21 protein-coding genes and 6 pseudogenes are annotated in these 24894 nt (G+C 69.3%); 14 read left to right on the top strand and 13 right to left on the bottom strand.

Annotated elements, in window-relative coordinates; all coding sequences use genetic code 11:
- Nucleotides 1-237: 237 nt before the first annotated feature.
- The 3 genes from IE178_RS34205 to IE178_RS34195 all read left to right on the top strand — a co-directional run bounded on the left by IE178_RS34205 (nt 238) and on the right by IE178_RS34195 (nt 2654).
- Nucleotides 238-750 carry a hypothetical protein gene (locus tag IE178_RS34205; protein ID WP_193514957.1) on the top strand — a complete coding sequence of 171 codons (513 nt, stop codon included), beginning with the start codon at nt 238-240 and terminating at the stop codon, nt 748-750.
- 399 nt (nt 751-1149) lie between these two features.
- Nucleotides 1150-1614, top strand: coding sequence for a pyridoxamine 5'-phosphate oxidase family protein (locus tag IE178_RS34200; RefSeq protein ID WP_193514956.1), 465 nt, complete (start codon nt 1150-1152; stop codon nt 1612-1614).
- A 269-nt stretch (nt 1615-1883) separates the two neighbouring features.
- The gene (locus IE178_RS34195) at nt 1884-2654 is read left to right on the top strand and encodes an aminoglycoside adenylyltransferase family protein (protein ID WP_193514955.1); all 771 of its coding nucleotides are present in this window, start codon (nt 1884-1886) and stop codon (nt 2652-2654) included.
- Nucleotides 2655-2696: 42 nt separating this feature from the next.
- Here IE178_RS34195 and IE178_RS34190 read toward each other — a convergent pair.
- Nucleotides 2697-2885 (bottom strand): annotated as a pseudogene (locus IE178_RS34190) (IS630 family transposase); the annotation flags it as partial.
- 108 nt (nt 2886-2993) lie between these two features.
- Between IE178_RS34190 and IE178_RS34185 the strand changes: the two are divergent.
- Nucleotides 2994-3965 carry a L,D-transpeptidase gene (locus IE178_RS34185; protein ID WP_193514953.1) on the top strand — a complete coding sequence of 324 codons (972 nt, stop codon included), beginning with the start codon at nt 2994-2996 and terminating at the stop codon, nt 3963-3965.
- Here the strand turns inward: IE178_RS34185 and IE178_RS36470 are convergent.
- Nucleotides 3962-4066: pseudogene (locus IE178_RS36470) on the bottom strand (IS5/IS1182 family transposase); the annotation flags it as partial. The gene IE178_RS34185 and the pseudogene IE178_RS36470 sit on opposite strands and share 4 nt — an antisense overlap.
- On the opposite strand from IE178_RS36470, the gene IE178_RS36675 reads away from it, so the two are divergent.
- The 5 genes and pseudogenes from IE178_RS36675 (at nt 4025) to IE178_RS34160 (ending at nt 8172) form a co-directional block, all read left to right on the top strand.
- Entirely contained in the window at nt 4025-4405 is a 381-nt protein-coding gene (locus tag IE178_RS36675; protein ID WP_193514952.1) for a transposase family protein, read from the top strand. The pseudogene IE178_RS36470 and the gene IE178_RS36675 overlap by 42 nt on opposite strands.
- 288 nt (nt 4406-4693) lie before the next feature.
- Nucleotides 4694-5683 carry an endonuclease/exonuclease/phosphatase family protein gene (locus IE178_RS34175; protein ID WP_193514962.1) on the top strand — a complete coding sequence of 330 codons (990 nt, stop codon included), beginning with the start codon at nt 4694-4696 and terminating at the stop codon, nt 5681-5683.
- 508 nt (nt 5684-6191) lie between these two features.
- Nucleotides 6192-6396: pseudogene (locus IE178_RS34170) on the top strand (IS1380 family transposase); the annotation flags it as partial.
- Between the two features lie 57 nt (nt 6397-6453).
- Nucleotides 6454-6891, top strand: coding sequence for a VOC family protein (locus tag IE178_RS34165; RefSeq protein WP_184765726.1), 438 nt, complete (start codon nt 6454-6456; stop codon nt 6889-6891).
- A gap of 420 nt (nt 6892-7311) precedes the next feature.
- Nucleotides 7312-8172 (top strand): glycoside hydrolase family 16 protein, encoded by an 861-nt coding sequence (locus tag IE178_RS34160; protein ID WP_193514951.1) that lies wholly within the window; start codon nt 7312-7314, stop codon nt 8170-8172.
- A 230-nt stretch (nt 8173-8402) separates the two neighbouring features.
- Here the strand turns inward: IE178_RS34160 and IE178_RS37025 are convergent.
- Together IE178_RS37025 and IE178_RS34150 are read right to left on the bottom strand one after the other, a co-directional pair.
- A pseudogene (locus tag IE178_RS37025) lies at nt 8403-8730 on the bottom strand (IS701 family transposase); the annotation flags it as partial.
- A 118-nt stretch (nt 8731-8848) separates the two neighbouring features.
- Nucleotides 8849-9652 carry a MerR family transcriptional regulator gene (locus IE178_RS34150; protein WP_193514949.1) on the bottom strand — a complete coding sequence of 268 codons (804 nt, stop codon included), beginning with the start codon at nt 9650-9652 and terminating at the stop codon, nt 8849-8851.
- Nucleotides 9653-9733: 81 nt separating this feature from the next.
- Here IE178_RS34150 and IE178_RS34145 point away from each other — a divergent pair, with 81 nt between their 5' ends.
- On the top strand, nt 9734-10528 hold the full coding sequence (locus IE178_RS34145; RefSeq protein WP_193514948.1) for an SDR family oxidoreductase: 795 nt from the start codon (nt 9734-9736) through the stop codon (nt 10526-10528).
- 42 nt (nt 10529-10570) lie between these two features.
- The gene (locus tag IE178_RS34140; RefSeq protein WP_193514947.1) at nt 10571-10924 is read left to right on the top strand and encodes a nuclear transport factor 2 family protein; all 354 of its coding nucleotides are present in this window, start codon (nt 10571-10573) and stop codon (nt 10922-10924) included.
- Between the two features lie 393 nt (nt 10925-11317).
- Here the strand turns inward: IE178_RS34140 and IE178_RS34135 are convergent, their stop codons facing one another.
- Nucleotides 11318-11800: a GNAT family N-acetyltransferase gene (locus IE178_RS34135; RefSeq protein WP_318280403.1), complete on the bottom strand. Its 483-nt coding sequence runs from the start codon at nt 11798-11800 to the stop codon at nt 11318-11320.
- Nucleotides 11801-12181: 381 nt separating this feature from the next.
- Nucleotides 12182-13003 carry a helix-turn-helix domain-containing protein gene (locus tag IE178_RS34130; RefSeq protein WP_193514945.1) on the bottom strand — a complete coding sequence of 274 codons (822 nt, stop codon included), beginning with the start codon at nt 13001-13003 and terminating at the stop codon, nt 12182-12184.
- A gap of 265 nt (nt 13004-13268) precedes the next feature.
- On the opposite strand from IE178_RS34130, the gene IE178_RS34125 reads away from it, so the two are divergent.
- The 3 genes and pseudogenes from IE178_RS34125 to IE178_RS34115 all read left to right on the top strand — a co-directional run bounded on the left by IE178_RS34125 (nt 13269) and on the right by IE178_RS34115 (nt 16286).
- On the top strand, nt 13269-13544 hold the full coding sequence (locus IE178_RS34125; RefSeq protein ID WP_184765718.1) for a hypothetical protein: 276 nt from the start codon (nt 13269-13271) through the stop codon (nt 13542-13544).
- Nucleotides 13545-14051: 507 nt separating this feature from the next.
- Nucleotides 14052-14719 (top strand): annotated as a pseudogene (locus IE178_RS34120) (IS6 family transposase).
- A gap of 214 nt (nt 14720-14933) precedes the next feature.
- On the top strand, nt 14934-16286 hold the full coding sequence (locus IE178_RS34115; RefSeq protein ID WP_193514961.1) for an FAD-dependent oxidoreductase: 1353 nt from the start codon (nt 14934-14936) through the stop codon (nt 16284-16286).
- 52 nt (nt 16287-16338) lie between these two features.
- On the opposite strand, the gene IE178_RS36450 is transcribed toward IE178_RS34115, so the two are convergent.
- The 7 genes and pseudogenes from IE178_RS36450 to IE178_RS34080 form a co-directional block, all read right to left on the bottom strand.
- The gene (locus IE178_RS36450; protein WP_318280404.1) at nt 16339-17202 is read right to left on the bottom strand and encodes a hypothetical protein; all 864 of its coding nucleotides are present in this window, start codon (nt 17200-17202) and stop codon (nt 16339-16341) included.
- Nucleotides 17199-18044 (bottom strand): IS5 family transposase, encoded by an 846-nt coding sequence (locus tag IE178_RS34105; protein WP_193514944.1) that lies wholly within the window; start codon nt 18042-18044, stop codon nt 17199-17201. The genes IE178_RS36450 and IE178_RS34105 overlap by 4 nt, the downstream gene beginning before the upstream one ends.
- A gap of 102 nt (nt 18045-18146) precedes the next feature.
- Nucleotides 18147-18560, bottom strand: a complete 414-nt coding sequence (locus IE178_RS34100; RefSeq protein WP_193514943.1) for a hypothetical protein — start codon at nt 18558-18560, stop codon at nt 18147-18149.
- A 372-nt stretch (nt 18561-18932) separates the two neighbouring features.
- Nucleotides 18933-20762, bottom strand: a pseudogene (locus IE178_RS34095) (helicase associated domain-containing protein); the annotation flags it as partial.
- 519 nt (nt 20763-21281) lie between these two features.
- A complete protein-coding gene (locus tag IE178_RS34090) occupies nt 21282-23492 on the bottom strand; it encodes a permease (protein ID WP_318280402.1) in 2211 nt (736 codons plus the stop codon).
- Nucleotides 23489-24181 (bottom strand): ABC transporter ATP-binding protein, encoded by a 693-nt coding sequence (locus IE178_RS34085; RefSeq protein WP_318280401.1) that lies wholly within the window; start codon nt 24179-24181, stop codon nt 23489-23491. The genes IE178_RS34090 and IE178_RS34085 overlap by 4 nt, the downstream gene beginning before the upstream one ends.
- Nucleotides 24182-24303: 122 nt before the next feature.
- Nucleotides 24304-24648, bottom strand: coding sequence for a hypothetical protein (locus IE178_RS34080; protein WP_318280400.1), 345 nt, complete (start codon nt 24646-24648; stop codon nt 24304-24306).
- Between the last annotated feature and the right edge of the window lie 246 nt (nt 24649-24894).

Below are 24894 nucleotides of genomic sequence, written 5' to 3'. Positions count from 1 at the left end.
GCCAGCCAGGCAGCGACCGAACCAGTGAACCTGAAACCACGTCAAACCGCCCTGACCTGCTAGTCAGCCACTCCCACGCAGCGGGGGAACCTCACTGCGAGGAACTTGGCCGGTTCGGCCGCGATTGTCGTCATGTGTGCGTTGACGGCAGCGTGCAGCTCAGAAGGTGGAGAGTCCGCCGCCGAGGGAGGTAGCGCCGCACAGACGTCGGCCGCTGCCAAGACGGACTCCCAGGCAGTGGTGCTGTACCCGGAGTTGCTGGAAGGTGTGCTCCCCAGGGGGATCAACATGCCCCCGGACGTGTCTCAGGAGCGCACCGTGAAGGCATGGGACATGTCTGATCCGTTCATTTGCCAGTCCGAGGAGTGGCGTGACGACATGTGTGCCAAAGCCGTCGCCGTGGGCTCGGGCGGTTACACCGATCTCGACTCGCAGGAGGTGGTGGTTCGGCTGATCTCGTTCGACGACCCGACTACAGCAGACGCCATGTTCGAGGGCGAGGGGACGGTGGGCGAGGTGGGGCAGAACCCTCCCGGGGACGAGATCGACGGCTACGAAGCAATGTCTCCGGCGGATGGGTGGGGAGGCCGTGGTTTCAACGTGCGGCAGGGGGCTGTCATCGCGAAGGTCGAGTATGGCTGGGCCGAGGACAGTGAAGTGTCCGATCGGTTGATGGACATCACGAAGATGGTTGTCGAGCGTATTCGGCAGGCCCAGAGCGGAGATAACCCGACCGCTTCTCTGAGGTAGTTGGTGGCACATCTTCCACTCGTACTACTCCGAACTTCGGGCAGTCGGGTTCTCGCCCTCCGGACACACCTTCGCTGTCGCGACGAGCAGTGATATCTCACTGTGGACGCGGGCGACGAACATGGGCGAGCCGCAGCCTCGGGCGGTTGGTGCTGGGCTTGCTGTCTGACCCACCGCGCAAGAACTGCTGGACGATCGCGAGGTGAATCGGGGGGGCCCGAAATCACACGGCATGCAGAACGTCCTGTGCCGGGCCTCCTGGGATTGGGTACTTCCGCTGGCCACGCTGAGCACCGAAGTCGGTCGCCCCGTGCCAAAAGCCGAGGGGTTCATCGGTCGCTGGGAGTAGGTCCTGCGCCTCAGGCGCGCTTCACGCCTGCTTGGCTAGGGTCGGTCCTCATGGAGACCACGGGAATCGTTCGTCGCCAGACGGCGGAGCGTATGCGCGACGCTCTGGAGCGGCTCGTCACCGAGCGGGATGTATGGGTGTCGACGGCTCACCCTGATCACGGGCCGCACCAGGTGCCGCTGTGGTTCTTGTGGGATGGGCGAGCAGTGTGGATGTGCACCAGCGCCACTTCCGTGACTGCGCGAAACGTCCGCAAAGAGCCGCGCGTGCGCCTGTCGCTACCGGACACCTTCGACGTGGTGCTCCTCCAGGGTGAGGCGGAGTGCTTCCCGGCCCAGGAGGTGCCCTCAGGCGCAGCGGACGCGTTCGCCGACAAGTTCGGGTGGGATCCACGCGTGGAAGAGGGTTCCTTTCTGTATGTATGCGTGGTTCCGAGGACTGTGCGCGCTTGGCGCGGCGAGCCAGAGCTACGCGGGAGAGTCATCATGCGCGACGGGATGTGGCTGGAATGCTGACTTCGGCTCGGCAGGGCGAACTTTCGCGGTACACGGATGGTGGCGGGCTGACCGCTGCCGGACGGCGTCGCCGGAAGCCGATATGGCCGCAGGCGGCCGGGTTGTCTCGAACAGAGAACCAAGCCGTCGGAGGTGGACCGGCACTTGCGGATGAGCCTGAAGCCGTCCTGTCCGGCATCCGCCGGCTCTCTCGGCACACCTGTACTCCCTGACCATCCGAAGTCGCACCCTGCTGTGCGGTCCGCCGGACGGTAGGAGACGCTGAGGCAGTGAATCAGGTTCAGGAGATCGTGAAGCTGGTCGGCGGTGTGCTCGGCCACGATGTCATCGGCACCTACCTGCACGGCTCCTCCGTGCTCGGCGAACTCAGGCCGGCCAGCGACGTGGACGTGCTGGTCGTCTCCCGGCGGCGCATGGACGAGCAGGACCGACGGACCCTCCTCAGTGGACTGCTCCGTATCTCCGGTTCCCCAAACAAGGCCCGCCCGGTCGAGCTCACCGTGGTCGTCCAGTCCGAGGTCCGGCCGTGGCGGTACCCGCCGACCGGCGACTTCCTCTACGGCGAGTGGCTGCGCGCGCAGTACGAGGCCGGGAAGGTCCCCCAGCCGGAGCCGATGCCCGATCTGGCCCTGCTGATCACTATGGCGCTGGCCGGCGACCACCCCCTCATCGGCCCGCGCCCGGCGCAGGTCCTCGACCCGGTCCCGCCGGCCGACCTGGTCCAGGCGAGCGTGGCGGGGATCCCCAACCTGCTCGACGAGCTGGACAGCGACACCCGCAACGTCCTGCTGACCTTCGCCCGCATCTGGACCACGCTCGCCACTGGCCGGATCAGGTCGAAGGACGCCGCTGCCGACTGGGCCCTCGCCCAGCTCCCGCCCGAGCACCGTGCCGTCCTCGAGCACGCCAGGCAGCTCTATCTCGACTGCCCCTATTCCGAAGAGAGCTGGAGCGACGCCTTGCAGGCGCAGGTGCGTCCGCATGTGGACTGTGTGCTCGCCGAGATCGACCGGCTGCGCGCCCGGCCCCCGGGGGTGTGAGGGCCGCTGCCCGAAGTCCCGGGCGTTACTGGCTTCGGCTCGTCAGGGTGAGGCTGGATCGTCGAGGGCCAGGCCGGTGCCGGTTATGAAGCCGTCGAGGGTGACTGGCCGGCACCGAAGGCGTTTGAGCCGGTTGCCTGCTTCGAGCCGGTCCAGGGCGGCCACGGCGAGGTTGGCCAGGCTGCGCTTGACGTGCGCCCATACCCCCTCCACGGAGAACAGCGGCTTCGAGCGCTTGGCGTCTCGCCGAAATCTCGGATTGCGGCGGGGTATTCGTGATAATCCACGCAAAAGGTGCATGATGTACGCGCATTGATCGACATCTCAGAAGGGCGTGCCGTGGGCGTTGCACACACATCGAACGGGTCCGGGCAGTGGTCACGGCGGGGTGTCCTCGCCGCGCTCGGTGCGGTGCCGGCCGTTGTCCTGGCCAACCGCAGCGGCTCGGCGAACGCCTCGGAAGGCGCCGCTCAGAAGACCGCGACCTTCACCACCGAGTCGCGCACGGAACCCTTCGTCGGCCACGTCACCCCCGAGGCCGGCTCCACGTCCGGCGTCGGCATGCCCGTGTCGATCAACTTCACGCACGCGGTCACGAACAAGGCCGCCGTCGAAAAGGCGATCGCGGTGACCGCCGAACCCGCGGTCGAGGTGGTCGGTCACTGGTTCAGCGACACCCGGCTCGACTTCCGGCCGGAGTCCTACTGGGCGTCCGGCACGACGATCAGGCTCGGTTTGCGACTGAAGGACGTCGAGGGCGCGGACGGCTTCTACGGGGTCCAGCGCGAGGACCTCACCTTCCACATCGGGCGCGAGCAGATCAGCACCGTCGACCTCTACAGCAAGATGATGACCGTCAGGCGGGACGGTGCGACCGTCGCCACCTATCCCGTCACCGGCGGCGACGCGAAGTACGCCACCTGGTCCGGGATCATGGTGATCAGCGAACGGGTCGAGCAGACCCGCATGAAGTCCTCGACGGTCGACCTCGGCGACGAGTACGACATCCCGGACGTCCCGCACGCCCAGCGGCTGACCATCTCCGGCACCTTCATTCACGGCAACTACTGGGCCCACCCCTCCGTGTTCGGACACGTGAACACCAGCCATGGCTGCGTCGGCCTGCGCGACGTCCAAGGGGGAAACGACGGCTCCATGGACGGCTACAAGTTCTACGAGAGCTCGATGCTCGGCGACGTCGTCATCGTGGAGAACTCGGGCGAGGCGACCGTCGATGCGGCCAACGGTCTCAACGGCTGGAACCTGTCGTGGGAGGTATGGAAGGCGGGGAGTGCGCTCCAGCGGTCCTAACAGAGGCGTTGGACGTGTCGGTGGGTGATGAGGCAGGTGGCGAGGCCGGGGAAGGCTTCGTGGATGTCGTCGCGCCGTTCCCAGTGGATGCGCAGGCGGCGGCCGTCGCGGCGCGGGCGGTGAGCCGGCAGGCACCCTGCCCCAGGTGCGGTAGCACGTCCCTCCGTATCCACGGGCGTTACCACCGACGTCCGGCCGACCTGGCGGTGGCGGGGCGGAAGGTCGTCATGGAACTCCTGGTCCGGCGGTTCCTCTGCGGGACGCCGGGGCACGGTCGCCGGACGTTCGTCGGGCAGGCAGAGGGGCTGACCGGGCGGTTTCGAGGAGTGGGGCTCCGGCAAGATCGAGGGGCACGTCAACAGGGCGAGGCGGATCAAAAGGGACGGGTGCGGCCGGGCGGATTCGACCTCCTCCGATGGCGAATCCTTCTCGCGGACTGAGTGTCGTCACTCTCTGTGACCGCGCCGGGAAAGGTGGATCAAAGCCATCTCGATGGACCATCGGGGCGAACTTCCGGCCACCTACGGGGAGAACGAAATGGCCGTTGACAGAATGAACGCCGACCCCATCCAGGACCCGAGGACGCAGCAGTGACCAGCACTCTTCGTACGGGCAACACCGACAGTGAGCGAGGCCGGCCGACGGCGCAGGTGGACACGGCGGAGACCGGGCAGGGCGGCCTCCGCCGGGACACCGGGGCCGGGACCTGGCGCGCGGGCATCCGCCGGGTGATCCGTGTCGGCTCCCGGCCGGGGCCGTGGAAGCGCGGCCTGGTGCTCGCGGCGCTGGCGCTGCTGCTGGGCCTGTTCATGCTGCTGCACGCGAAGATCCCGAACCGGATCGGGAACCTCGGCAGCCTGGCGGAGACCCTCCTGCCGTGGCTCGGCCTGTTCATCCCGGTGCTGCTGGCCGGGGCGCTGTGGCGCCGCTCCGCCTCCGCGGTTGTCGCGCTGCTGCTGCCGGTCATGGTGTGGCTGAACCTCTTCGGCGGGCTGCTCGGCGACAAGTCCCACCCGGGCGGCGACCTCACTGTGGCCAGCCACAACGTCGGCGCCGGCAACCCCGACCCGGTCGGCACCGCCCGCGACCTGGCCGCCTCCGGCGCGGACCTGCTGGCCCTGGAGGAGGTCACCCCGCAGGCGAAGCCGCTGTACGAGGAGGGCCTGGCGAAGGCGTACCCGTACCACACGGTCCGGGGCACGGTCGGGCTGTGGAGCAAGCTGCCGCTGTCGGACACCCGGCCGGTCGACATCAAATTGAACTTCGGGCAGCTGGCGGGCACCAAGTCGGCCGACTTCAAAACGGACTCGACCCGGGCGCTGCGCACCACGGCGGCCACGGACCAGGGGCCGCTGGCGGTCTATGTGGCCCACCTGGGGTCCGCACGGGTGAATCCCAGGGCGGGCTTCTGGACGGACTCGCGGGACAGAAGCGCGCAGGCGCTCGGCAAGGCCATCGCCGCCGAGCAGAACGAGCGGGTGGTGCTGCTCGGCGACCTGAACGGCACCACCGACGACCGCGCGTTCGCCGACATCACCTCGCAGCTGCGCTCGGCCCATGACGCGGCCGGGGACGGCTTCGGCTTCAGCTGGCCGGCGAAGTTCCCGGTGGTGCGGATCGACCAGATCCTGGTCCGCGGCGTCGAGCCGGAGAGCTCGTGGTCGCTGCCGGCCACCGGCAGCGACCACCTGCCGGTGGCGGCCGGCATCAGCTGGTGAACACTGCGTAAGGCCTCCGGATCCGTCCCGCGCCTCCCGCAGGATCTGCTGTCGCAGATCAAAGCGTGTCCCGGCAACGTCGGCCCGAACTCGCCGGACGAGATCGCCGAAGTCGAGACCGTACGCGCCCTCGGTGTCCCCGCCGCCTTCACCGTCCCAGCTCATCCACCCCAGCTCGCCGAGATCAGACGCCTGATCACCCGACTCACCCACCGCGCCCTACCCCGGTCGACCGCATCCTGCACTGGTCGACATGGCGCCGCAGACGACAACACCGAGCCCGTCTCAGTCAGCCTGGCCGTCGGACAACCTCGCGCGGGGCCACCTCATCGGCTCCGCTCACCTGCGGTGACACATGCCGGACCGCACAGCCGGCCTGATCCGCCGGACAGGCGCTGGTGACCTGAGCCAACTGCAGCAGGACGACGGACTGCTCCCGCACGCCGACGAGCTCCCGCGGGACGAGGACAGGCGGTGCGGTACTGCTGGTCGAGACGGTTCACAAGACGAGGTTTTCCTGGACGTCGCCCTGGCGGTCGAGCTCGGCGGTGACTGCCTTGCGGATGTCGCGATGCTGCGGTGCGAGCCGGCCGTCTTCGGCCCGGTCGCCTCTGACCCGCCGGTCTCCCGCCTGATCGATGTCCTTACCACCGGGCCAACGCGCTCCGGACGCCGGTGGACAGGTCACGGTCGACCTCGACAGTGTCCAGGTACACGGCCGCGTCCTTGCCGCCAGTACTTGATCCGCCCGGCTCGGTAGCATGCAACGCATGGCCATCAAACTCGAGAACGTCGGCATCGCCGTTCGCGACCTCGAAGCAACGATCTCCTTTTTCACCGACCTCGGCCTCACGGTCGTCGGCCGTGACACGGTCAGCGGTGACTGGACCGACACTGCCGTCGGCCTTGATGGCAATCACGCCAACATCGCGATGCTCCAGACGCCAGACGGTCACGGTCGCCTTGAGCTCTTTGAGTACATCCACCCCGAAGCGATCGAGTCGAAGCCCACTCTTCCCAACGAGATCGGCATGCATCGCGTCGCCTTCTCAGTCGACGACATCGATGAAGCCCTTGAGGTGGCCGCAAAGCACGGATGCCGTCCGCTTCGCGGTGTGGCGACCTATGAGGACGTCTACAAGCTCACGTACGTCCGCGGTCCCAGCGGCATCCTTGTGATGCTCGCCGAGGAGCTGAAGAAGAACTGACGGCCGATCGGGTCAATTTGGTTTCCTCATCGAGCTCCGGACTCATCCACTGGTCCGTGCCCACCTCGGCTGCCCGCGGCCCCGTAGCGTCGTCGAGCAGTACTTCGACGCGAACGGCACCACCGCACCTTCGCCCGTATGCAGACCTGGAAGTCGCTGTGCGACTGCCGTCTGGAAGACGCGGGCTTCATCACGCCATCCTCGGCATCACCTGCCGCCACACCCTCACGATTGCCGGACAGATCAGAGGGTCGGGCGGCGGCCGGCCCCGCCCGAGGTGATCCAGAGATCATTGACGGGACAGCCCGCCACAGGACTCCCTCATGTCTGTCATGACCCCGCCCGGCCAGGTGTACAAGGCCCTTTGTATGGTTCGTGCGGTATGCATTTTCCGGTGAGGGCTCATTCAGGAGCAGCGCGGTGAACCGACGGACCAGCCTGGCACTCGTACTGGCCCTGGGCGGCCTGCTGGGCGCCTGCGGCACGGCTCCGACGCGCACGCACCGCCCGGAGCCGGCCGGGGAAAAGCCTTTCTGGCAGGCCGAGTTCGACGGAGCGGCGGGAACCCGCCCGTCGGAGAGGTCCTGGAACACCGAGACCGGGAACCGGGAGGCCGAGGGATGGGGCAACAACGAGTTGCAGTACTACACGGACGACGCGGCCAACTCCGCTCTTGACGGCGCGGGTCACCTTGAGGTGTCGGCGCGTCCGGCTCCACCTGGGGCCGAACTGCCGTGCTTCACCGAGGAGTCCTGCCCCTGGACGTCGGCCCGCCTGACCACGGAGGGAAAGGTCGCACTGACGCGTGGACGGGCGGAGATCCGCGCGAAGATGCCCACGGGCACGGGACTGCTGCCCGCGATCTGGATGCTGGGAGACAACGGAGCCGAGTGGCCCGGACAGGGTGAGATCGACATCTGCGAGGTGGTCGGCGGAGAACCGCGGACGGTGTACGGCACCGCCCATGGACCGACCTACTACAACGAGAACGGGATCGGCGAAGCCGCCACCTTGACCGCCGACGCCTCGGCGGCCTTCCACACCTACGCCGTCGACAAGCAGCCGCACCGCATCACCTGGTCCGTCGACGGAAAGCCGTACTTCACCCTGACTCCTTCGAAGCTCCCCTCACCGCGCGACTGGGTCTTCGAACAGGACATGCACCTGCTGCTCAACGTCGCCGTCGGAGGCGACTGGCCGGGTCCGCCCGACGCCTCGACGCCATCCCCCGCGACGATGACCATCGACTACGTCCGCTTCTACGGCGCGGGCCACGCCTGAAAGCCCGGAGAGCCAGCCGTGCTGAAGCGACTGCCCGGCCACAGCGCGAGCGAGGGCTCAGGCTGCCGCACGATCCGGCCCGCGGCTGACTTCGCCATCCCGAACGGGGAAGCCGGCTGCCGCCACGTCAGATTCGTGCGCCGGCAGGCGGCGACCCGCAGAACCCGGTCCTCCAGCGGCGGACTCCACGGACGGCCGCCCGCGCGAACCAAGTGCGGGCCTTTGCGCCGCGCGGTGGTTTTCTTGACGAACCCGTCGTCGATGATCAGCACTCCGTCCGGACCGAGACGCTCACCGACGTAGGCACGGACATCGTCACGCAGGGCCTCCGCATCCCAGACGCTGCTGTTCAACAGCCGCCCAAAGCCGTCCGGAGTGCGATGACCTGCCCCGCGCCGCCCGGCATTGCGCAAGCTGCCAGTCGCTCTTCGTTGCCGCTTGGCTCAGCTGAGCGCGGACACGGTCCCGCATCCGCCACGGCGGATACGCCCGACCGCAACGGCCCGCCCCTCGCTCGCCTACCGACTCCAAATACCCACGCCGGCAACCGACTTCCATCACCCCTCCATGCCAGGACATCGACAACCGCCGGCTCAGTACACGATCCGCCGCTGGAGTACTGAGAGGTCGTATGTCTGCAGGGTCGGCTCGTCGGCGGACCTTGAACGGCGGCTGTTCACACTGCGCCGGTGACGCGGAACACCGGCCAGCCGATCTCCGTCCGCCAGTGGGCCGCGACCGGGGTGTCGCGCGGGCCGACGAGGTAGGTCTCGCATACCGGCCCGGCCACGGCGAGAGCGTGGTCGGCCACCCACCTGCCGAGCTCACCGTAGGTCACGTCGATCGTGTCATGGGCGCCTCCATGCACCGCGACAGCGAGTTCCGCCGCCGGCAGCTCGATGCTGCGGACCCGTCCCACGGCCGGTACGGGCTCGGCGATCGGGACGTGCACGAGGACGTGTCCCCGCCCGTGGGTGAACAGCGCGTTGTCGTAGAGCCCGCCGGCGGGCCCCACCGGCTCGCGGACGACCGTATCGAGCTCGGCCATCGCACCCGCGTACCAGGCGAGCACGTCCGCGTGCGTGACGGTGGCTTCCACCGCGGCCACGAGCTGTTCGGGCACCTGCCGCAGCTCGACGGCGACGCCGGCCGGCTCCGGGCGCAGCAGCCGCTGCAGGGAGGCGACGGCCGCCTGGGTGCGTGCCAGCTGCTCCTCCAGCCGTTGGAGGTGTTCGGCCACAAGCGCCGCACGCGCGGCCGGGTCCTGCGTGAGGAGAATCTTCCGGACGTTCGCGAGCGGCACATCGAGCTCCCGCAGTCTGGAGATCACCTGCGCGACGGGGATCTGGGCGGCGTCGTAGTACCGGTAGCCGCTCGACGGGTCCACCCGGGCCGGTTCCAGCAGCCCCGCCTCGTGGTAGCGGCGCAGAGTCCGGACGCTCAGGTGGGTCATCTGCGCGAATTCGCCGATCGTCAGCATGCGTCCTACTGTGCACCCTCCCGCAGAGGGAGGGTTGAGCAGCTTGACCCTCCCGACAAGGGAGGCCGCACGCTCACGGGCATGACCAGCACAACATCCCCTTCTCTCGACCTCGAGGGACGTCTCGCCCTCGTCACCGGCGCAGGCAGAGGCACCGGTGCCGCGATCGCGGCACGTCTTCGCGTGGCCGGCGCCACCGTGCTCGCCACGGCGCGCACAGCACCCGCGGACGCCGCCCACGAGCACTCCTTCATCACTGCCGACCTGACGTCGCCCGAGGGCATCGACACCGTCGTCACCGCCGTGCACGAGCGGCCCGGCACCCTCGACGTCCTCGTGCACACCCTCGGCGGATCCCACTCGCCCGCCGGAGGGTTCGCCGCCCTGACCGAGGAGCACTGGCAGGACGAGCTCGCCCTGAACCTGCTCGCCGCGGTCCGCCTGGACCGCGCGCTGCTGCCGGCGATGCGCAGGGCCGGCCACGGCGCCGTCATCCACGTTTCGTCCATTCAGCGCCGGCTGCCACTCTTCGACGCCACACTCGGCTACGCCGCGGCCAAGGCAGCGCTGACCACCTACAGCAAAGGGCTCGCCCGTGAGCTGGCCCCTGACGGAGTACGCGTCAACGTCGTCTCCCCGGGCGCGATCGAGACCGAAGCGACTACAGCCCTCGTCGCCCGCATCGCCCAATCCCAGGCCATGGACCATGCAGCAGCCTGGGAACAGGTCCTGGCGGCCCTCGGCGGAATACCCCTCGGCCGCCCCGCACGCCCCGAGGAGGTGGCCGAACTCGTCGCCTTCCTCGCCTCCGACCGGGCCAGTGCCATCACCGGCGCCGAACACACGATCGACGGCGGCACCGTCCCCACCATCTAGCCCGCCCACACTGGCGGCAATCCCACGGTGACAAGGAGAGAGATGAATTCGACCCCGACCGACCTCGGACGCCTGCCACGTGTCGTCCGCGCCTACCTCCACGCGCACGCCCGGGGCGACGTTCCAGCAGCGGCCGACTGTTTCACCCCCGCCGCAGTGGTCGTGGACGACGCCAGCCCGTATTGCGGCCGCGAGGAGATCCGCAGCTGGCTCAGCCGCTCCTCGACCGAGTACACCTACACGACCACTCCCACCGCCGCCGTCCGGCGCAGCACGGAGCACTGGAACGTGACCCAGCGCATCGAGGGAGACTTCCCTGGCGGCGTCGCCGACCTCGTATACGGCTTCACGATCGACGACGCGCACATCGCCACACTCGTCATCAGCCCCGCGTAGCCGCTCCCGAGCGACCGCGAAACCCCCTCTCGCCCACCAGCGGGATCCGCCCCACCACTGCGGTCGACGGCTGTCCGCTCCTTCGCCTTGGCGCACCACGTCACCCGGCGACTTGGGCAGCTCGCCGCCTTCGTCCAGGTGCTGCCGGGTGAGGTGGAAGGCGCGTTGCCATTCCACTGGCCAGGTGGGGCACCAGGACGGGTCGATCTCTTCCAGCTGCTCGCGGCGTTCTTCCGATAGGGTGCCGGCCGCCGACGGAATGGGCAGGCCTTCGGCGCGCAGCCGCTCTATCTCAGCGGCCTTCCGGGCGGCGGCGCGCGCGTAATTCAGCCGGATGCCCACCCGGTAGCCCTGGAACGTGGCGTCCAGCGGCGCCAGGAGTCGGGTCGGCAGTCACGGGATCAAGAACTCCAGCTCGGGCCGGTCCCACGCCACCGCGGGCGGGTTCGCGGAGGCGGTCCCGGTAAGCAGCGCGCCCACGCCGCGGTAAAAACCCTCGGCCGGAGGATGTGACACCACCCGGACACGGTCCAGCCCCGCCGCGCGCGCCTCGGCCTTCATGTGCTCGACGAGCAGCCGCCCGATGCCGCGGCCCTGCGCCCCGTCCTCGACGAAGAGCAGGTCCAGCTCCGGCGGGGCGAGGATCAGCGAGTAGAAACCGAGCACCCGGCCCGCGGAATCATCGGCGTCGACGGCCACGAAGACCCGATGAGTTTCGATGTAGTCGGGCCCGACGCGGTAGTCCGCGACCATCGCGGCGTACTGGCCCTCGTAGGCGCGCGAGCCGCGCACGAGTCGCGTAAGCCGCTTGGCGTCCCGGGCGACAGCCCGTCGTATGACGGTCTTGCCACGCACGGACGTAATATTCGACTGCATATGGAGCATATTACGCATCCGGAGGAGGCGGGCCTCGCGCTCCGCACCGGGCAACGCGGCGCACCAGGAGAGCCAGCCACCGGCCCGGCCTTGCGGTGCGACAGGGACCAGGAACGATTCGTGCAGACCCCTCGGCCTGGCCCCGCTGCACCTGTGAGTAGAGGGCACAAAACCTCGGCCACAGTGGGCTGCCGGCGTGCGAGCCGGGCGGCCAGGACCCGCTGGTGGACGCCGGCCTTTGGTGTGGGGTGGTGTCGGAGCCGGATGACTGCGGCTGCTGCCGGCAGTGCCGGGAGCGGTGTGCCGCAGAAGCCCTCCTGCGTCGTCTACCGCATAGGCCTGGGCGCTGCTGGGTCGTTCTCGCTGGATGGTCGGCGCTCTTCAGGGCGTGCAGAGGGGTAGGACGGTGGTGAGTTGGCTGAGGTGGTCGGGGTGGACGCGGATTCCGGGGAGCCAAAGGTGTTTTCCGTGGTGTGTGACCTGGATCCAGATGCTGGTGTGTTTGTGGTTCTCGTCGGTGACGGTGACGCCGTTGGCGATGGTGCAGTGGGCTTGGAGGAGGTCGTGGTGCCAGACGCGGCCGGCGGAGTTGGTGGTGGTGTAGGGACGGTAGGGGTTGTAGGCCAGGGACAGCGCGCAGGTGTGCGTGCGGGGTTTTTGGCAGGGCTTTTCGACGTTGTGGACGAGGACGCCGGCGCTGCTGCCTGTCTTGGCTGCGGCGCCTGGCGCGGGCGTGGCGCCGGGCTCGTTCTGTGCGGGGAGCAGGAGCAGCAGGCCTGTCACCAGGCCGCCGGCCACGAGAGGGGCGGCTGTCGCGATGATCCGGCGGCGGGACCATGGCCTGAGCAGCCGGAGCCGGCGGACCGGGCGGGGTGCGGTTGAGGATCCGGCAGCCTCATCGCCATCCCTGTTGCTGTCGCGGGCGCCGGCGTTGGAGGCCGGCTCCTGGTGGCGGGTGGGGTCGGTTGCTTCCCACAGGGCGCGGTACTCGGTGGGGTCGGCGCCCAGTGCCCGGCACAGGTCCCGCACCACGGGCCAGGCCGGCACGGTCTCGCCGCGGAAGTAGCGGGAGAGAGACGAGTCGCTGATCCGGATTTCGGCTTCCAGGCTGCGCAGTGTGCGCCCCGACTGCTGCTGCAGGCTGCGCAGGGCGTTTCCCAGCTTCCGTGCTGCCGCGCGGGGGTCCGGTTGTGGGCCGGTCATCGATCGGGCCTTTCCGCGAAGGGGGCAACCGCGTCCCCGTCGGCTGTCCCGTGTCCCGGGACGGGGATGTCCCAGCAGGTCAGGACTGTATTTATCCCGACATCGGTGAAGCAACCGGGATCTGGTTGTAAGGGTGCCGTTTCCTGCGCAAACTCGGCATACCGGCTGAGCGGATCACCCCCAAGGGTGAGCGTGCCGGTGCTCGTGGCCGTGCCGGCGGACGCCGCACGGACCGACTCGAACCCCTACCGGAAGGATCTTCATCATGCGTGTACGCACCGCACTGTCCGCCTTCGCAGCCCTCGCCGTCGTCGGACTCGGCAGCCTGGGCGCGGCGGCGCCGGCCGCCGCCGCACCCGGCGCGGCCTCCCACCGGGTGTCCGCCGTCCAGGCGGCCGACGGCCTCGACGTCCACCGCGGCAAGTACTTCACCCTGGGCGGCTGCCAGACCGCCGGCCAGCAGGGCATCGACCGCGGGCACTGGGACCGCTACCAGTGCGCCGAGGGCACCTTCTTCTGGAACCTGTGGACCAACCGCTGAGAACGTAACGCTGCCGGTGGCCTCCTGCGCTCACGCTCAAGGAGGCCACCGACGGCCCGGACCGTCCAGACCGGCTTTGTAGGTGAGTTGCAGAAACGTCTGATGCTCAGCGGCGGGAACGCCCGGTTCCACGGGAGAGTGAGGTCGCTGAGTTCTGGAAACGCCTCGGTGCTTGCTTCGGGACCATGGTTGTGCTCTGCACGACGAGGGGGCCCGGGTGCTGCCGAAGTCCAAGGTCGATCTGTACGCGGCGATCCGCCGTGACGCCAGGACCGGCATGTCGCTGCGGGCGCTCATGCGGAAGTACGGCGTCGGCTACGAGACCGTGCAGAGGGCCCTCATCTCGGCGTTGCCGGAACCGCGGAAGCAGATGAAGCCGCGGGAGACGCGGCGGGATCCTTACAAGCCGGTGATCGACGCCATCCTCACGTTGATCACGCTGGGAAGGATCGTCCGTGGGGGAGTGCGTCGCCGTCGTACAAGGGGCACCGCTACCCGGTCGAGGTCATCTCCCACTGCGTGTGGCTGTACTTCCGTTTTCCGCTGTCGTTCCGCGAGGTGGAGAAGCCAATGCTCCAACGCGGCGTCATCGTCTCCTGCGAAACGGCCCGCCGCTGGTGGGCCAAGTTCGGGCAGGCCTACGCGAACAACCTGCGACGCCGCCGGCCTCGTCCGGGGGCACATGACATCTGGACGAGGTCTTCGTCAGGATCAACGGCGAGCGGCACTACCTGTGGCGGGCGGTGGACCAGCACGGCAACGTGCTGGACATCCTCGTCCAGCCCAAGCGCGACACCCGCGCCGCCATGCGGTACCTCCGTCGGCTCTTGAAGGGCCTGGAGTACGTGCCACGGGTGATCGTCACCGACAAGCTGCGCTCCTACCGTGCGGCACACCGCGAGGTCATGCCCTTGGTCGAGCACCGCTGTCACAAGGGATTGGACAACCGGGCCGAAAACGGCCATCACCCCACCCGGCAGCGCGAACGCGCCATGAAGGGCTTCCGCTCCGGCGGCGGAGCCCAGCGGTTCCTGTCCGCGTTCAGCGGCATTTCACCGCACTTCCGGCCCCACCGCCACCTGATGACCGCCACCGGCTGCCGCGCCGAGATGACCATCCGCTTCGCCATCCGGGACCAGGCCACCGGCGCCGCCGGTCCGTCCACCACGTCCTGAACACAAGCTCGGGCCGAGGGCCCGTCACGCTCCGACGCACCATCAGGCCATCACGCACACAACAACGTGACAACGTCGGCAGAAGGGCTGAAATTCGGTCAACCTGGCCTGGGCGGCGGGATACTGTGTCGACTCGGTGTCGGGGCGACCAGGGAGTGGGCCGGTGAACTCTGCCGTAGGTGCGGGCCGTCGGGGTGGGCGGCATGTGGTGGTCGTGGGCGGGAGCCTCGCGGGGCTGCTCGCCGCGCATGTGCTGGCCGGGCATGCCGACCGGGTGACCGTCGTCGAGCGGGACCGGTTCCCGGGCGGTGCCGAGCCGCGATCCGGGGTGCCGCAGGGGCGTCATCCCCATGTGCTGCTGCAGGGTGGGCAGATGGCTATGGAAGCCCTGCTGCCGGGCTTCCTCACGGAGTTGCGGGAGGCGGGCGCGCCGTGGGTGGGCATGCCGTCGGACATGGTGCTCTGGCAGGCCGGGCGCTGGTTCCGCCGGGTGTCCGCCTCCACGCACATCTACACCGGGTCCCGCGCGCAACTGGAGCAGCTGGTACGGCGGCGGGTTCTCGCCAATCCGCTGATCGGCACCGTGGAGGGCGCCGATGTCGTGGGGCTCCTCGGTGACGCCTCGCGGGTGCGGGGCGTGCTGCTGCGGGAGCGGTCCGGGGACACGCGCGCAGAACCCCGGGCGCTGGAGGCCGACCTGGTCGTCGATGCCTCCGGCGCCGGTACGAAGGCCCCGCAGTGGCTCGCCGCGATCGGTGCCGCGGCCCCACACGAGGAGACCCTCGACACGGGGCTCGCTTACGCTTCCCGCGTCTACCGCGGCCCGAAGGGGGTTCTCGACGGTGCGACCGTCGGGTACTACGTCTATCCCGGCCCCTCCCAGCTGCACGGCGGCGGTGCGCTGCCTCTGGAGGACGGCACCCATCTGGTGATCGTCTCCGGGCTGCGCGGCGACGAACCGCCCACGGACGAGGACCAGTTCGTGACGTACACCAAGCGACTGGGCCATCCGCTCCTGGACCGCTGGATGGATGAGGCCGAACCGCTCTCCCCGCCATTCGGCTACCGGCGCACCGCCAACGTCCGCCGCCGCTACGACCTGCCCGGCCCGCCGGCGGGATTCCTCGCCACCGGTGACGCGCTCTGCACCTTCAACCCGGTCTACGGCCAGGGCATGGCCGTCGCCGCGATGAGCGCGGTCGCCCTGCGTGACGCGCTCGCTGATCCGCGCCGTACGCCTACGACCCGGCGCGTGCAGCGGGCGTTGCTCGCGGCCTCCCGGCAGGCGTGGGACATCTCCGCCGGAGCGGACCGCAAGATGCCGGGTGCCCTTGGCAACGCCCTCGACGGCGGCCCCGCGGACCGGGTCGCGGACTGGTACCTGCGCCGGGTCCAGGAGAGGGCACCCGGCGACCCGGTCGTGGACGGCGCCTTCCGTGCCGTACTGACGCTCGCCCGACCCGTCTTTGCGCTGTTCGCTCCGCCGGTGGCCCGCGCCGTCCTCTTCACTCGGCCGGCGCCGACGCCGACGGAGCCTCCCGCGGCACCGGAGGGACCCGGGGGCTGAGCGGGCGGGGTCCGGTTCCACGACGTGCCACGGGACCCCGTCCCCGGGTTCCTCAGGTCCGTCCACGGCGGGCTCGCCACCACCAAGGGGGCGGCTGTTCCCGCCCGGCCAGTGACTTACCATGCCGCTGCCCGGGGACGAGACGTACTCCATGGTGGACCGTGACCGCGCTCGAGCGGATCTGGTGCACAAGCGATGGGATGAGCTGGTCGGGGCCGACCAGATGGCTCAGGCGCAGCACCAGCCACAGGGCGCCGGATGCGGCGACGAGCCGTTCCATCGCCGGCTTGTGGTGGCCGTACGGGGTCAGCGGCGTGATCCGCGCGGTCTCGTGGCCCTCGCCGTGTCTTCTACTCGCCCGCTGTAGACCTGACCCGACTGCCCGAGGTCCTCGAGGCCCATCACCAGCACACCACCGTCGTGCGGCGTTACCCGAACCCGGATGCCATCGTCGGCCTCGCCGCAGCGTCGTATGGTTATGGCAGACGCAGGGTTGGGCCCGGGAGGTTGTGTGGGCGCAGCGCACCCGGCATCTGGCGGATCTCATCGCCTCGGTGAGGATTCCGAGTTTGACCAGGCGTTTCAGCTTGGCGCGGGTGCCTTCGACGTTCTTCGGCAGCAGTTCGTGGCCGAGGGCTTCGCAGACGTCCGCGGCCCGCAGCGGCCCGGTCGCGTGGTTGAAGGCGGCGAGGATGCGGGGGTAGTCCGGGTGCACGGGCAGCTCCGGCGTGGTGGCCGGGAGCCGGTCGGCGAGGCCGGTGACGGTCTTGCGGGTGATCGCGAGGTGCTCCAGGTGCGTCTCGGCCTCCCGCAGCCGGGTCTGCAGGTCGTCGATCTGTGCGCGGAGGTCGTCGGCCAGGGCCCGGGCGGCGTCTTCCTGGAGGTCCAGGGCGTCGAGCAGGGGCTGGATGTTCATGCTGTCACCGCCTGCGCCGCGGGCCAGGTGGGGGCGTTCGCGCCGGTGAGGCGTCGGGTCATGATGTGGGTCATCGCCCAGTAGACGCGGGAGGCGGAGGAGGGGCGGTGCTCGTAGTTGCGGACCAGGCGCCGGTGCAGTATCAGGATCCCGTAGGTCTGCTCGACCCTCCACCGCTTCGGCTGCGGTACGAACCCCTTGTCCTGCGGGTTGCGTTGGACGATCTCGACGTCGATGCCGAGGCCGGCGCCGTGCAGAACGACCTGGTTCTTGAAGCCCTGGTCGGCCAGGGCTTTGCGGACGCTTCCGTCGGCGTGCTCGGCGGCCTGGTCCAGCAGGAGGATGCCCGCGGTGTTGTCGTGGGTGTTCGCGGCGAGGACGACGACCGTGATGACCAGGCCGAGGACGTCCACGGCCAGGCCGCGCTTGCGGCCGGGCACCCGCTTGGCCGGATCGTGGCCACTCGTGGAGGCGGGGACCCCGGCGGCCGCGTGGACACTCTGGGTGTCCAGGACCACCAGGGTCGGGTCCTCTAATCGGCGGGCGCGTTCACGGACCTGGCAGCGCAGGCGTTCATGGATGACCTGGTCGGTCCCGTCGTCCCGCCAGATGGCGAAGTAGTAGTAGGTCGCGCTCTTGGGCGGCAGGTCGTGCGGGAGACAGGCCCGCTGGCAGCCGGTCCACCCCTGGTAGGAAATCGCGTTCACGATCTCCCGCATGTCGTAGGCGCCCTGGTGGCCGCTGACCGAGCGGTGCCGGTCCTTCCACGCGGTGATCACCGGCTCGATCAACGACCACTGCTCGTCCGCTAAGTCGCTCGGGTACGGCCTGCGTTCACTCACCCGGTCACAGCACCAGATCAACCAGCGCGGACCGGCAGATTCTGCCCCGCAGCCACACCATCAGGTGACAGCAGATCAACTCAAAGAGTCATCAACCCCCCACTAAGAGTGTGATTCACCCAAGCCGGGCCTCCCAAGACGGTTGAAGCCGACGAGGCGCGGCGAGACGACGAAGGGGAAGGATTCGCCATCGGGGGTCTTGAGAGCCGCCACGATGTCATGGTCCGGTGCACCGAATACCTCGAAGTGCTGCACGGTGCAGTGCTCCATCACCTCGCGGATGTACGGATCCGAGAGCCGCCAGTGGGCGCGGATGGCTTCGGAGTCGCGGTAGAGCTGGAAGCTGTGCGCCAGCATCCGCTCCTCGTCGATGAAGACCTCGACCATGAGTTGAGGGCCGTGCTCTTGAGCGAATGCCACCGCCTGCGCGATGGCGCGCCGGAAACCGTCGAGGTGACCGTCCGTGATGCGCATGGTATTGCGGAAGAGAATGGTGCTGCTCTGTGTGATCTCCATGCGCCGAGTGTTGCGCCTCAACCAAGGTTGAGGTCAAGGGTGCAGTCCAGCCGGGGAAGCGGCGACGACACTGAGGCTGTTGATGAAGCCCTGGCGGGCCGCCTCGCGCTCTTCTCCGGCACGGCGGACCGAACAGCACCTCCCACCCGAGCCCAGCGATGAACCGAACATCAAGTTACAAACCGGCCTCTCAGTAGTCGTCGTGTTCGGAGGGCGGTCCGTACTCCTCGACGAGGTCGCAGGTGCACGTGCCGCCCTCGTAGGAGGCCTTGTCGCATTCGTCGTGGTGGTCACGCTGTGCCGGAGGCGGCCCTGGGGGCGGGCTGCAGGGCGGGCCGCCTCCGGTGCCGCCTGGATGGTCGGCACCGGCTTCGCCCAGTCCATGCCCAGCCTCGCGAGATCTTCGAGTTGTTCGATGTTCAGCCGGTCCTTTCTCGATGCGGTGTTGGAGATCCATACACCGAGTCGGACGGGTACCGGCTCGGCTTCGCCGTCGACGGTGATCTCGACGACCGCACCTCTTGGTACCGGCAGGTCGCCTTCCCGCTCCTGCCACTGCGTGAGGGCCGCCAGGCCGCGCTGGAACGCCGCTTGGGCTTTGCTCGGGCGGGCTTCGTCGTACGGGCCGCCGCCGGGGCGGGGGAGGGAAGCTCAGCAACCTGGATGCCCAGCGCGGCGAGTCGTTCCCGTTGCTCGGGCATCAGCTGCGCCCGGGTTCCGGCCTTCTGTTGCTGCCACCTCCAGGTGCCGATGTCGTCGCCGTCGTAGGTGACGCCGGGGGCGATGTAGGGCAGGACGCCGTCGGCGTCGACGAGGTCGGCGAGGACGCGGTGGTGCCGTTGCCAGTCCAGGGGTCAGGGGCAGTTCCAGTCCTCATCGATCGCGGCCGGCTGCGCCGCCCGCTTCTCTGCTCGGTCCGGGTCCTTGTCCAGGCCGCCCTTCCGGGGGAGGTTGGCCATGTGCTGCCCGATGGGCACCAGCGCCTCGCTGTCGCCCCACATCGCGTCCTGACGCGGCGCGAGGTGCCCGGTCGCCCGCCGGTACGACTGGAGGGCGGCCAGCTTGTTCTCCCACGCTTCCTCGCTCGGCTCCCAGACCATCCCGGCCTCCGGCGCGTCCAGCAGGGTCTTGCGCCGCTCCTCGAGCTCACGGCCCGCAGGGCCTTTCTCCGCTGGTGCACCCGTCTCCCCAGCGGGCAGTTCTTCGTCATGCCCACCGTCGTCTCCACGTCGTAGGGGACGGCGTAGAGGCCGGTGATCTCGTTCTCCGCCCGCCAGCGGATGAGGGCCTGGTGCCCTCCAGCCAGACCAGGGACTCTGGCCGGTACACCCGGGTACGCAGGAAGGCGGCGATCGTGCCCGCGTCCCGGGGCGAGGAGAAGTGGAGCGGGGCCGAATCGGCGGCGGCCTGCGTGTCGTCCTGCTCCTGGTCCTCGCCCACCTTGCCGCCGGCCCCGACGATCCGCCCTTCCTCATCGCGCTGAACATGCACCTTGCGCTCGTGTTTGCCCCGGGACAGCGCGCGGGAGGCGAGCTGCTCATTGAGTCGGTCATCATGCGAGCGCAGGCCCTGGAGCACGGCTACGAGGGGGCGGAACGAGGCGGAGGCGACCATGTCCGTCGGGTCCTCGCCGGGCTCGAGGAAGACCGGCACGATGATGCGGGCGATCTTCCTGCTGGCGTCTCGGTTCAGCCTGAGTGCCCGCCCGATGTTCTGGACGATCTCGACCTGGGAGCCGCGGGTGTCGGTGAAGCACACGGCCTCTACACCCCGCTCGCCGGTGATGTCGACGCCTTCCCCGAGCACGCGAACGCTCGCCAGTAACGCCCTGTGTACGCGCCGGTTGCTGGCGTCGATGCCGTTGGCAAACTGGTGCAGGACCTCACGCCGCTCAGTGACGAGGTGGTCGCCGCACAGCCAGGCGGACCAGACCCGGTCCGGCGGGACGTGGCGGCCGGCCTCCAGGTCGTAGAACTTCGCGTCGATGGACGACTTCGGCCGCTTCTCCGCCTTCGCCAGGTCGTCGTCGGAGGCGTCGTTGACGTACAGCTCAGCGGCCGTCTCCGGCAGCTTCTCCGCGAACACCGCAGTCTCCTCCACCTTCTGGTGGAAGGTCATCAGCGTGCGCAGGTTCCACCTCGCGGAGTGCTTCAGGAGCGTGGTCTGCAGGGGAGCGAGGCGCCGGCTTCGCTGCGCCTTTTTCCAAACTCGGCACCTGCGGGCAGACGGTCGACGGCCTCGTCCAGGGACAGTGTCTGGACCGCGGCGTGGGTATGGACGTGGGCAGGGAGAGGAAGTTGGGCAGGACGGCGAGTACCGCGGCGATAAGGACGCGCAACACAGGTTGGCTTGAGCATGTTTCGTTGATAGTGGCAGGCCGGTATCGGGTTGGGCGTTGTCCGGTTGGACCACTCGTGCGAGAGCGATGGTCGTACCGGAAGGAGCACGACTGCTGCGGGCCGTGCGACCGCGGGGGTGCCGCCCGTCCGGCACGGCGCCCCGGTCCAGTACGGCGCCCCGGCCCGGCCGGGTGCGGGTGGTCAGCCGCAGTCATTGCGGTCGGAGTGTTGCGTATGGAGCTGCCGCTGGGTCGTCTCAACGTCCGTGAGGTCGTGGGTCACTTCCAGGGACGTGGCGGGGGTGATGAAGGCGGTTTCTTTCACATAGAAGGCCTGGGGCCGCCTCCCGAGGAGGCGGCCCCAGGCCTTGGGGTGTGTGGTGTCAGTCCGCTGTCGGTCGCCAGGTGCGGGCGGCGCGGATCGCGGCGCGGCCGCCCAGGAGTCCGACCGCCACGGCGAGTGCGGCGCACCCGGTCATGGCGCCTGCTAGCACGCGCCAGGAGAAGCTGCCCTCCTGTACGACGGCGATGAAGAACAGCGAGTGCCAGGCGCTGACGGCTCCGGTGATGAACGTGGCGATCAGCAGGGGCGTGGTCAGGTTCCACAACGCCACTGATCGGTAGATGCTGTGGCTGCCGGTCAGGACGGCGAGTGGCGCCAGGACATGCCGGACCCGCATGAACTCGGCGGCCGCGCTGATGGTGCCGGCGAGCAGCAGGAGGGCGAGGCCTAGGGAGCCGAACAGCAGGATCCAGTTGTTCAGTCGCGCCTTGTTCGAGGCGCCGGTCAGCCAGTTCTCGCCCAGGGTCTCGACATTGACGGCCGGCACGACCGCGTAAGCCACCCGCTCCACTGGGGCACGCTGTCCCGTGGCCTCGGGAATCACAAGGAGCTGGCCGTAGAGCTTGTCGAGACTGGGGTCGGATGGGGTGGCCTGGATGCGCAGCTCCGGCCCGTACCACCTGCGGATCTCCTCCAGGCGCCGGTCGCCGCCCTTGGCCGCCTCCGGCGCGGCGGGGCACGTCAGGCCCAGCGCCCGCAGGGCGTCGCAGGATCCCTGGAGGAGCGGCGCAGGCTGCTCGGGGTTGGTGTTCAGAGAGAACAGGTGTGCCCCCGTCGGGAGGGAGCCGGCGAGGTCCCGGACCGCCGGCGGTGTGATGTCGCGGTTGTAGACGCTGATCAGGCTGTCGCCGACGCGGGCCTCGGAGGCACGTGCCGCGGCCGCCTTCTCGCCCAGCCGGCTGTTCCACACCTGGAGTTGGCAGACCAGCCCGAGCCCGATGACCATGGCGACTGCCAGCCGGACCACGACACCGGGGTGCGCGACCGTCCAGCGCCCTCCGATCAGCTGGCCCGGACGGCCGGCGCGGAAGCCCTGTGCGGCGAACTTCTCGCCCAGCACGCGGCTGGCCGCGGCGGCCACGGACGGCAGCAGTGCCCACATCGCGACCGTGCCGAAGGCGAACGCGAGGAGGCCGGGAGTGCCCCTGAAGTACTGACTGACCGCCACGAGGGCAAGGCCCGCGCCACACCCGTACAGCCGCCACCGCGGAACCTTCGAGGCGAAGGAACGGGGCCGGGTGGCAGTGCCGCCCCGTTCCACGCGGTGGAGCACGACCACAGCGCCCAGACTGACCACGAAGGACACGATGAGCGCGGTGAGCGTCATGGGCCAGGCCGCCCGCAGGTCGTCGCTGTTCAGCAGGTAGCCGGTGGGCGGAATCCTGAGGTCTGTGGCCGACGCGGCGAGCATCGGGAGGATCGCCACGGCCGTTCCGGCCGCGATGGACAGGGCGGACTCGCCGATGTTGACGACAGCGCGGTGCCGCCACCCTCCGCCGAGTGCCTGCAGCAGACCACTGCGGCGGTCGCGGGTGCGCGAGCCGACGCGTGCGGCGATGACCAGCAAAGACACCGCCGGTAGGCCGGTCAGTACGCCGAGGGTGAGCAGCACCTGGCCGAGCGGGCGGCCGTACAGGTTCTCGCCCATCGGGAAGGCGCGCCCGAACCCCTCCGCGTACTGCCAGGCGTCGCTTTTGCGGAGCTCGTCCGGAGTCTGAGCGGGCCGGACGTAGGCGAGGCGTTCCGAGGGGGAGACGAGGCCGGACTTGCCGATCGTGCCCGCGTAGCGGCCGTACCGGCTGGTGATCTGCTCCTTCCCGCCTTCGCGGACCAGCTCAGGGGAAAGCATGGCCTCACCGGGGGCCGGCCAGCGGGGCAGTCCGGGCGGGGGCGGGGCGTCGGTTTTCAGCGGGGAGACGTAGATGACGGAGTGCTGGACCTCGCCGACCGCGTCGAAGGCCTCTCTCCACAGCGCGACGGCGTCCTGCCGCCGGTCGGTGAGCATCGGCCCGCGGGCCTGGTCCCGTGCCTCGCGCCCGTCGTAGGTGGCGATCGCGGCAACCGACCCCAGAGCGACCACGGCGACCGCTGCGGCGGCCGCGAACAGGGCCCAGAAGCGCAGCCGGTCACCGGGGGTGCCGCGCCCGGCCGCGAACCCGATGCGGAGCAACTGCCCCCACAGTCGTCCGCCCCGCCCCGCGGGTGCGGTGGCGAAATCCGTGCCGCGTGTCCGCTGGGCGACCGTGTTCACGCCCCCACCCCGTCCAGGGCGTCGGTCAGCACGCCGGCCTCCAGCCGCAGCACCCGCTGGGCCCGCGCGGCGACCGACAGGTCGTGGGTGACGAGCAACAGGGCACAACCCTGCTCCAGAGACACAGCGAACAGCAGGTCGGCCACGGCCTCCCTGGCCTCCGGGTCGAGGGCGCCGGTCGGCTCGTCGGCGAGGAGGACGGCGGGGTCCGTGATGAGTGCGCGGGCGACGGCGGCGCGCTGGCGCTCACCGCCGGAGAGCATGCCGGTCGGGGTCCCCTCGTGCGGCACTCCCAGGTCGCTCAGCAGTTCCGTGGCGCGCCGGTACGCGGCACGGTGGTCGCCGCCGCCCAGCAGCATCGGCAGCGCCACGTTCTCCACAGGCGTGAGTTCGGGCAGCAGCTCCCCGAACTGGAAGATCGTGCCCAGACGTTCGCGGCGTACCTGCGCTAACCGCCCCGACGGCAGCCCGGTCAGCTCCTGCCCGCCGATCCGAACGGCCCCGCGGTCCGGTCTGACGAGGCCGAGAACGCACATCAGGAGCGTCGACTTGCCGGAGCCGCTCGGCCCGGTGACCGCCACCGACTCACCGGGCTCGACGCTCAGGTCGACACCGTCCAGCAACACACGCTCGCCCAGGCGATAGTGGAGGCCCTCCACCTGCAAACCGGCCGATTCTCCGGCAGACACCCTCGTTCGCTCCTTGATCCTCACCGGGGCGCCGTGTCGCGCCCAGATGCACGGGCAGAAAACAGATGAGCCGCCGGGCCGGCAATTGGGCTGCCGGCCCGGCGGTTGACGTGGTCGTCTCCTTACGGAGCGACCCAGCCCGAGCAGTCGTCGGGAGCCGCGTGATTCTCGTCGCACGCCTGGAACTTGATGATGCGGGAGCCGTCACCCGAGACGACACGCGTGCCGGAACCGCTGTGGTTCCACAGCGTCCGCTTGGTGTCGGGGCTGGCCTGACGGTAGTACTCCGCCTTGCCCGGGTCGCCGTCGGCGCTGCCGTCATACACGGAGATCACGCCGGAGTCAGAGTCCCACGGCGACGTCGCGGTGACACCGCCCCCCTTTGCGCTCAGTGCGATCGCACTGCTGGTCGGCATGATGAGAGCGGCGGCAATGACCGCTCCGGCGACGACCTTGAGTCTGGACACGTTGTTCCCCTCCTGTGTCAAGTGGCTGATAGCAGAGCGAGTTGACGCGGCACGGCGCCTGTGTCGCGGCGGTGCGCTGCTGTTCCCAGTCGTTGACGACCTTCACACGGGCAACGCTCAAAGAAAAGTCTTCAAAGGGGGAATGACTCAGAGGTCGTTCTCTTTCCGAACCTCTTGTGTCATTTCTGCTGGTCAGGTGTGACGTCGTGGCCGCTGCGGAAGTCTCGGCTCGTTACTGGCCGAGAT

The organism is Streptomyces griseoloalbus, assembly GCA_014650015.1.
Lineage (GTDB): Bacteria > Actinomycetota > Actinomycetes > Streptomycetales > Streptomycetaceae > Streptomyces > Streptomyces griseoloalbus.
This window is presented reverse-complemented; position numbering and strand designations above follow the sequence as displayed.

What these genes read in the sequence shown, in the direction of transcription:
- IE178_RS34165 (WP_184765726.1), top strand. Translation starts at nt 6,454, where the DNA reads ATGGCCATCAAACTCGAGAACGTCGGCATCGCCGTTCGCGACCTCGAA.
- IE178_RS34130 (WP_193514945.1), bottom strand. Translation starts at nt 13,003, where the DNA reads ATGACCGGCCCACAACCGGACCCCCGCGCGGCAGCACGGAAGCTGGGA.
- IE178_RS34200 (WP_193514956.1), top strand. Translation starts at nt 1,150, where the DNA reads ATGGAGACCACGGGAATCGTTCGTCGCCAGACGGCGGAGCGTATGCGC.
- IE178_RS34100 (WP_193514943.1), bottom strand. Translation starts at nt 18,560, where the DNA reads ATGGAGATCACACAGAGCAGCACCATTCTCTTCCGCAATACCATGCGC.
- IE178_RS34135 (WP_318280403.1), bottom strand. Translation starts at nt 11,800, where the DNA reads ATGCAGTCGAATATTACGTCCGTGCGTGGCAAGACCGTCATACGACGG.
- IE178_RS34145 (WP_193514948.1), top strand. Translation starts at nt 9,734, where the DNA reads ATGACCAGCACAACATCCCCTTCTCTCGACCTCGAGGGACGTCTCGCC.
- IE178_RS34125 (WP_184765718.1), top strand. Translation starts at nt 13,269, where the DNA reads ATGCGTGTACGCACCGCACTGTCCGCCTTCGCAGCCCTCGCCGTCGTC.
- IE178_RS36450 (WP_318280404.1), bottom strand. Translation starts at nt 17,202, where the DNA reads ATGAACATCCAGCCCCTGCTCGACGCCCTGGACCTCCAGGAAGACGCC.
- IE178_RS34150 (WP_193514949.1), bottom strand. Translation starts at nt 9,652, where the DNA reads ATGCTGACGATCGGCGAATTCGCGCAGATGACCCACCTGAGCGTCCGG.
- IE178_RS34140 (WP_193514947.1), top strand. Translation starts at nt 10,571, where the DNA reads ATGAATTCGACCCCGACCGACCTCGGACGCCTGCCACGTGTCGTCCGC.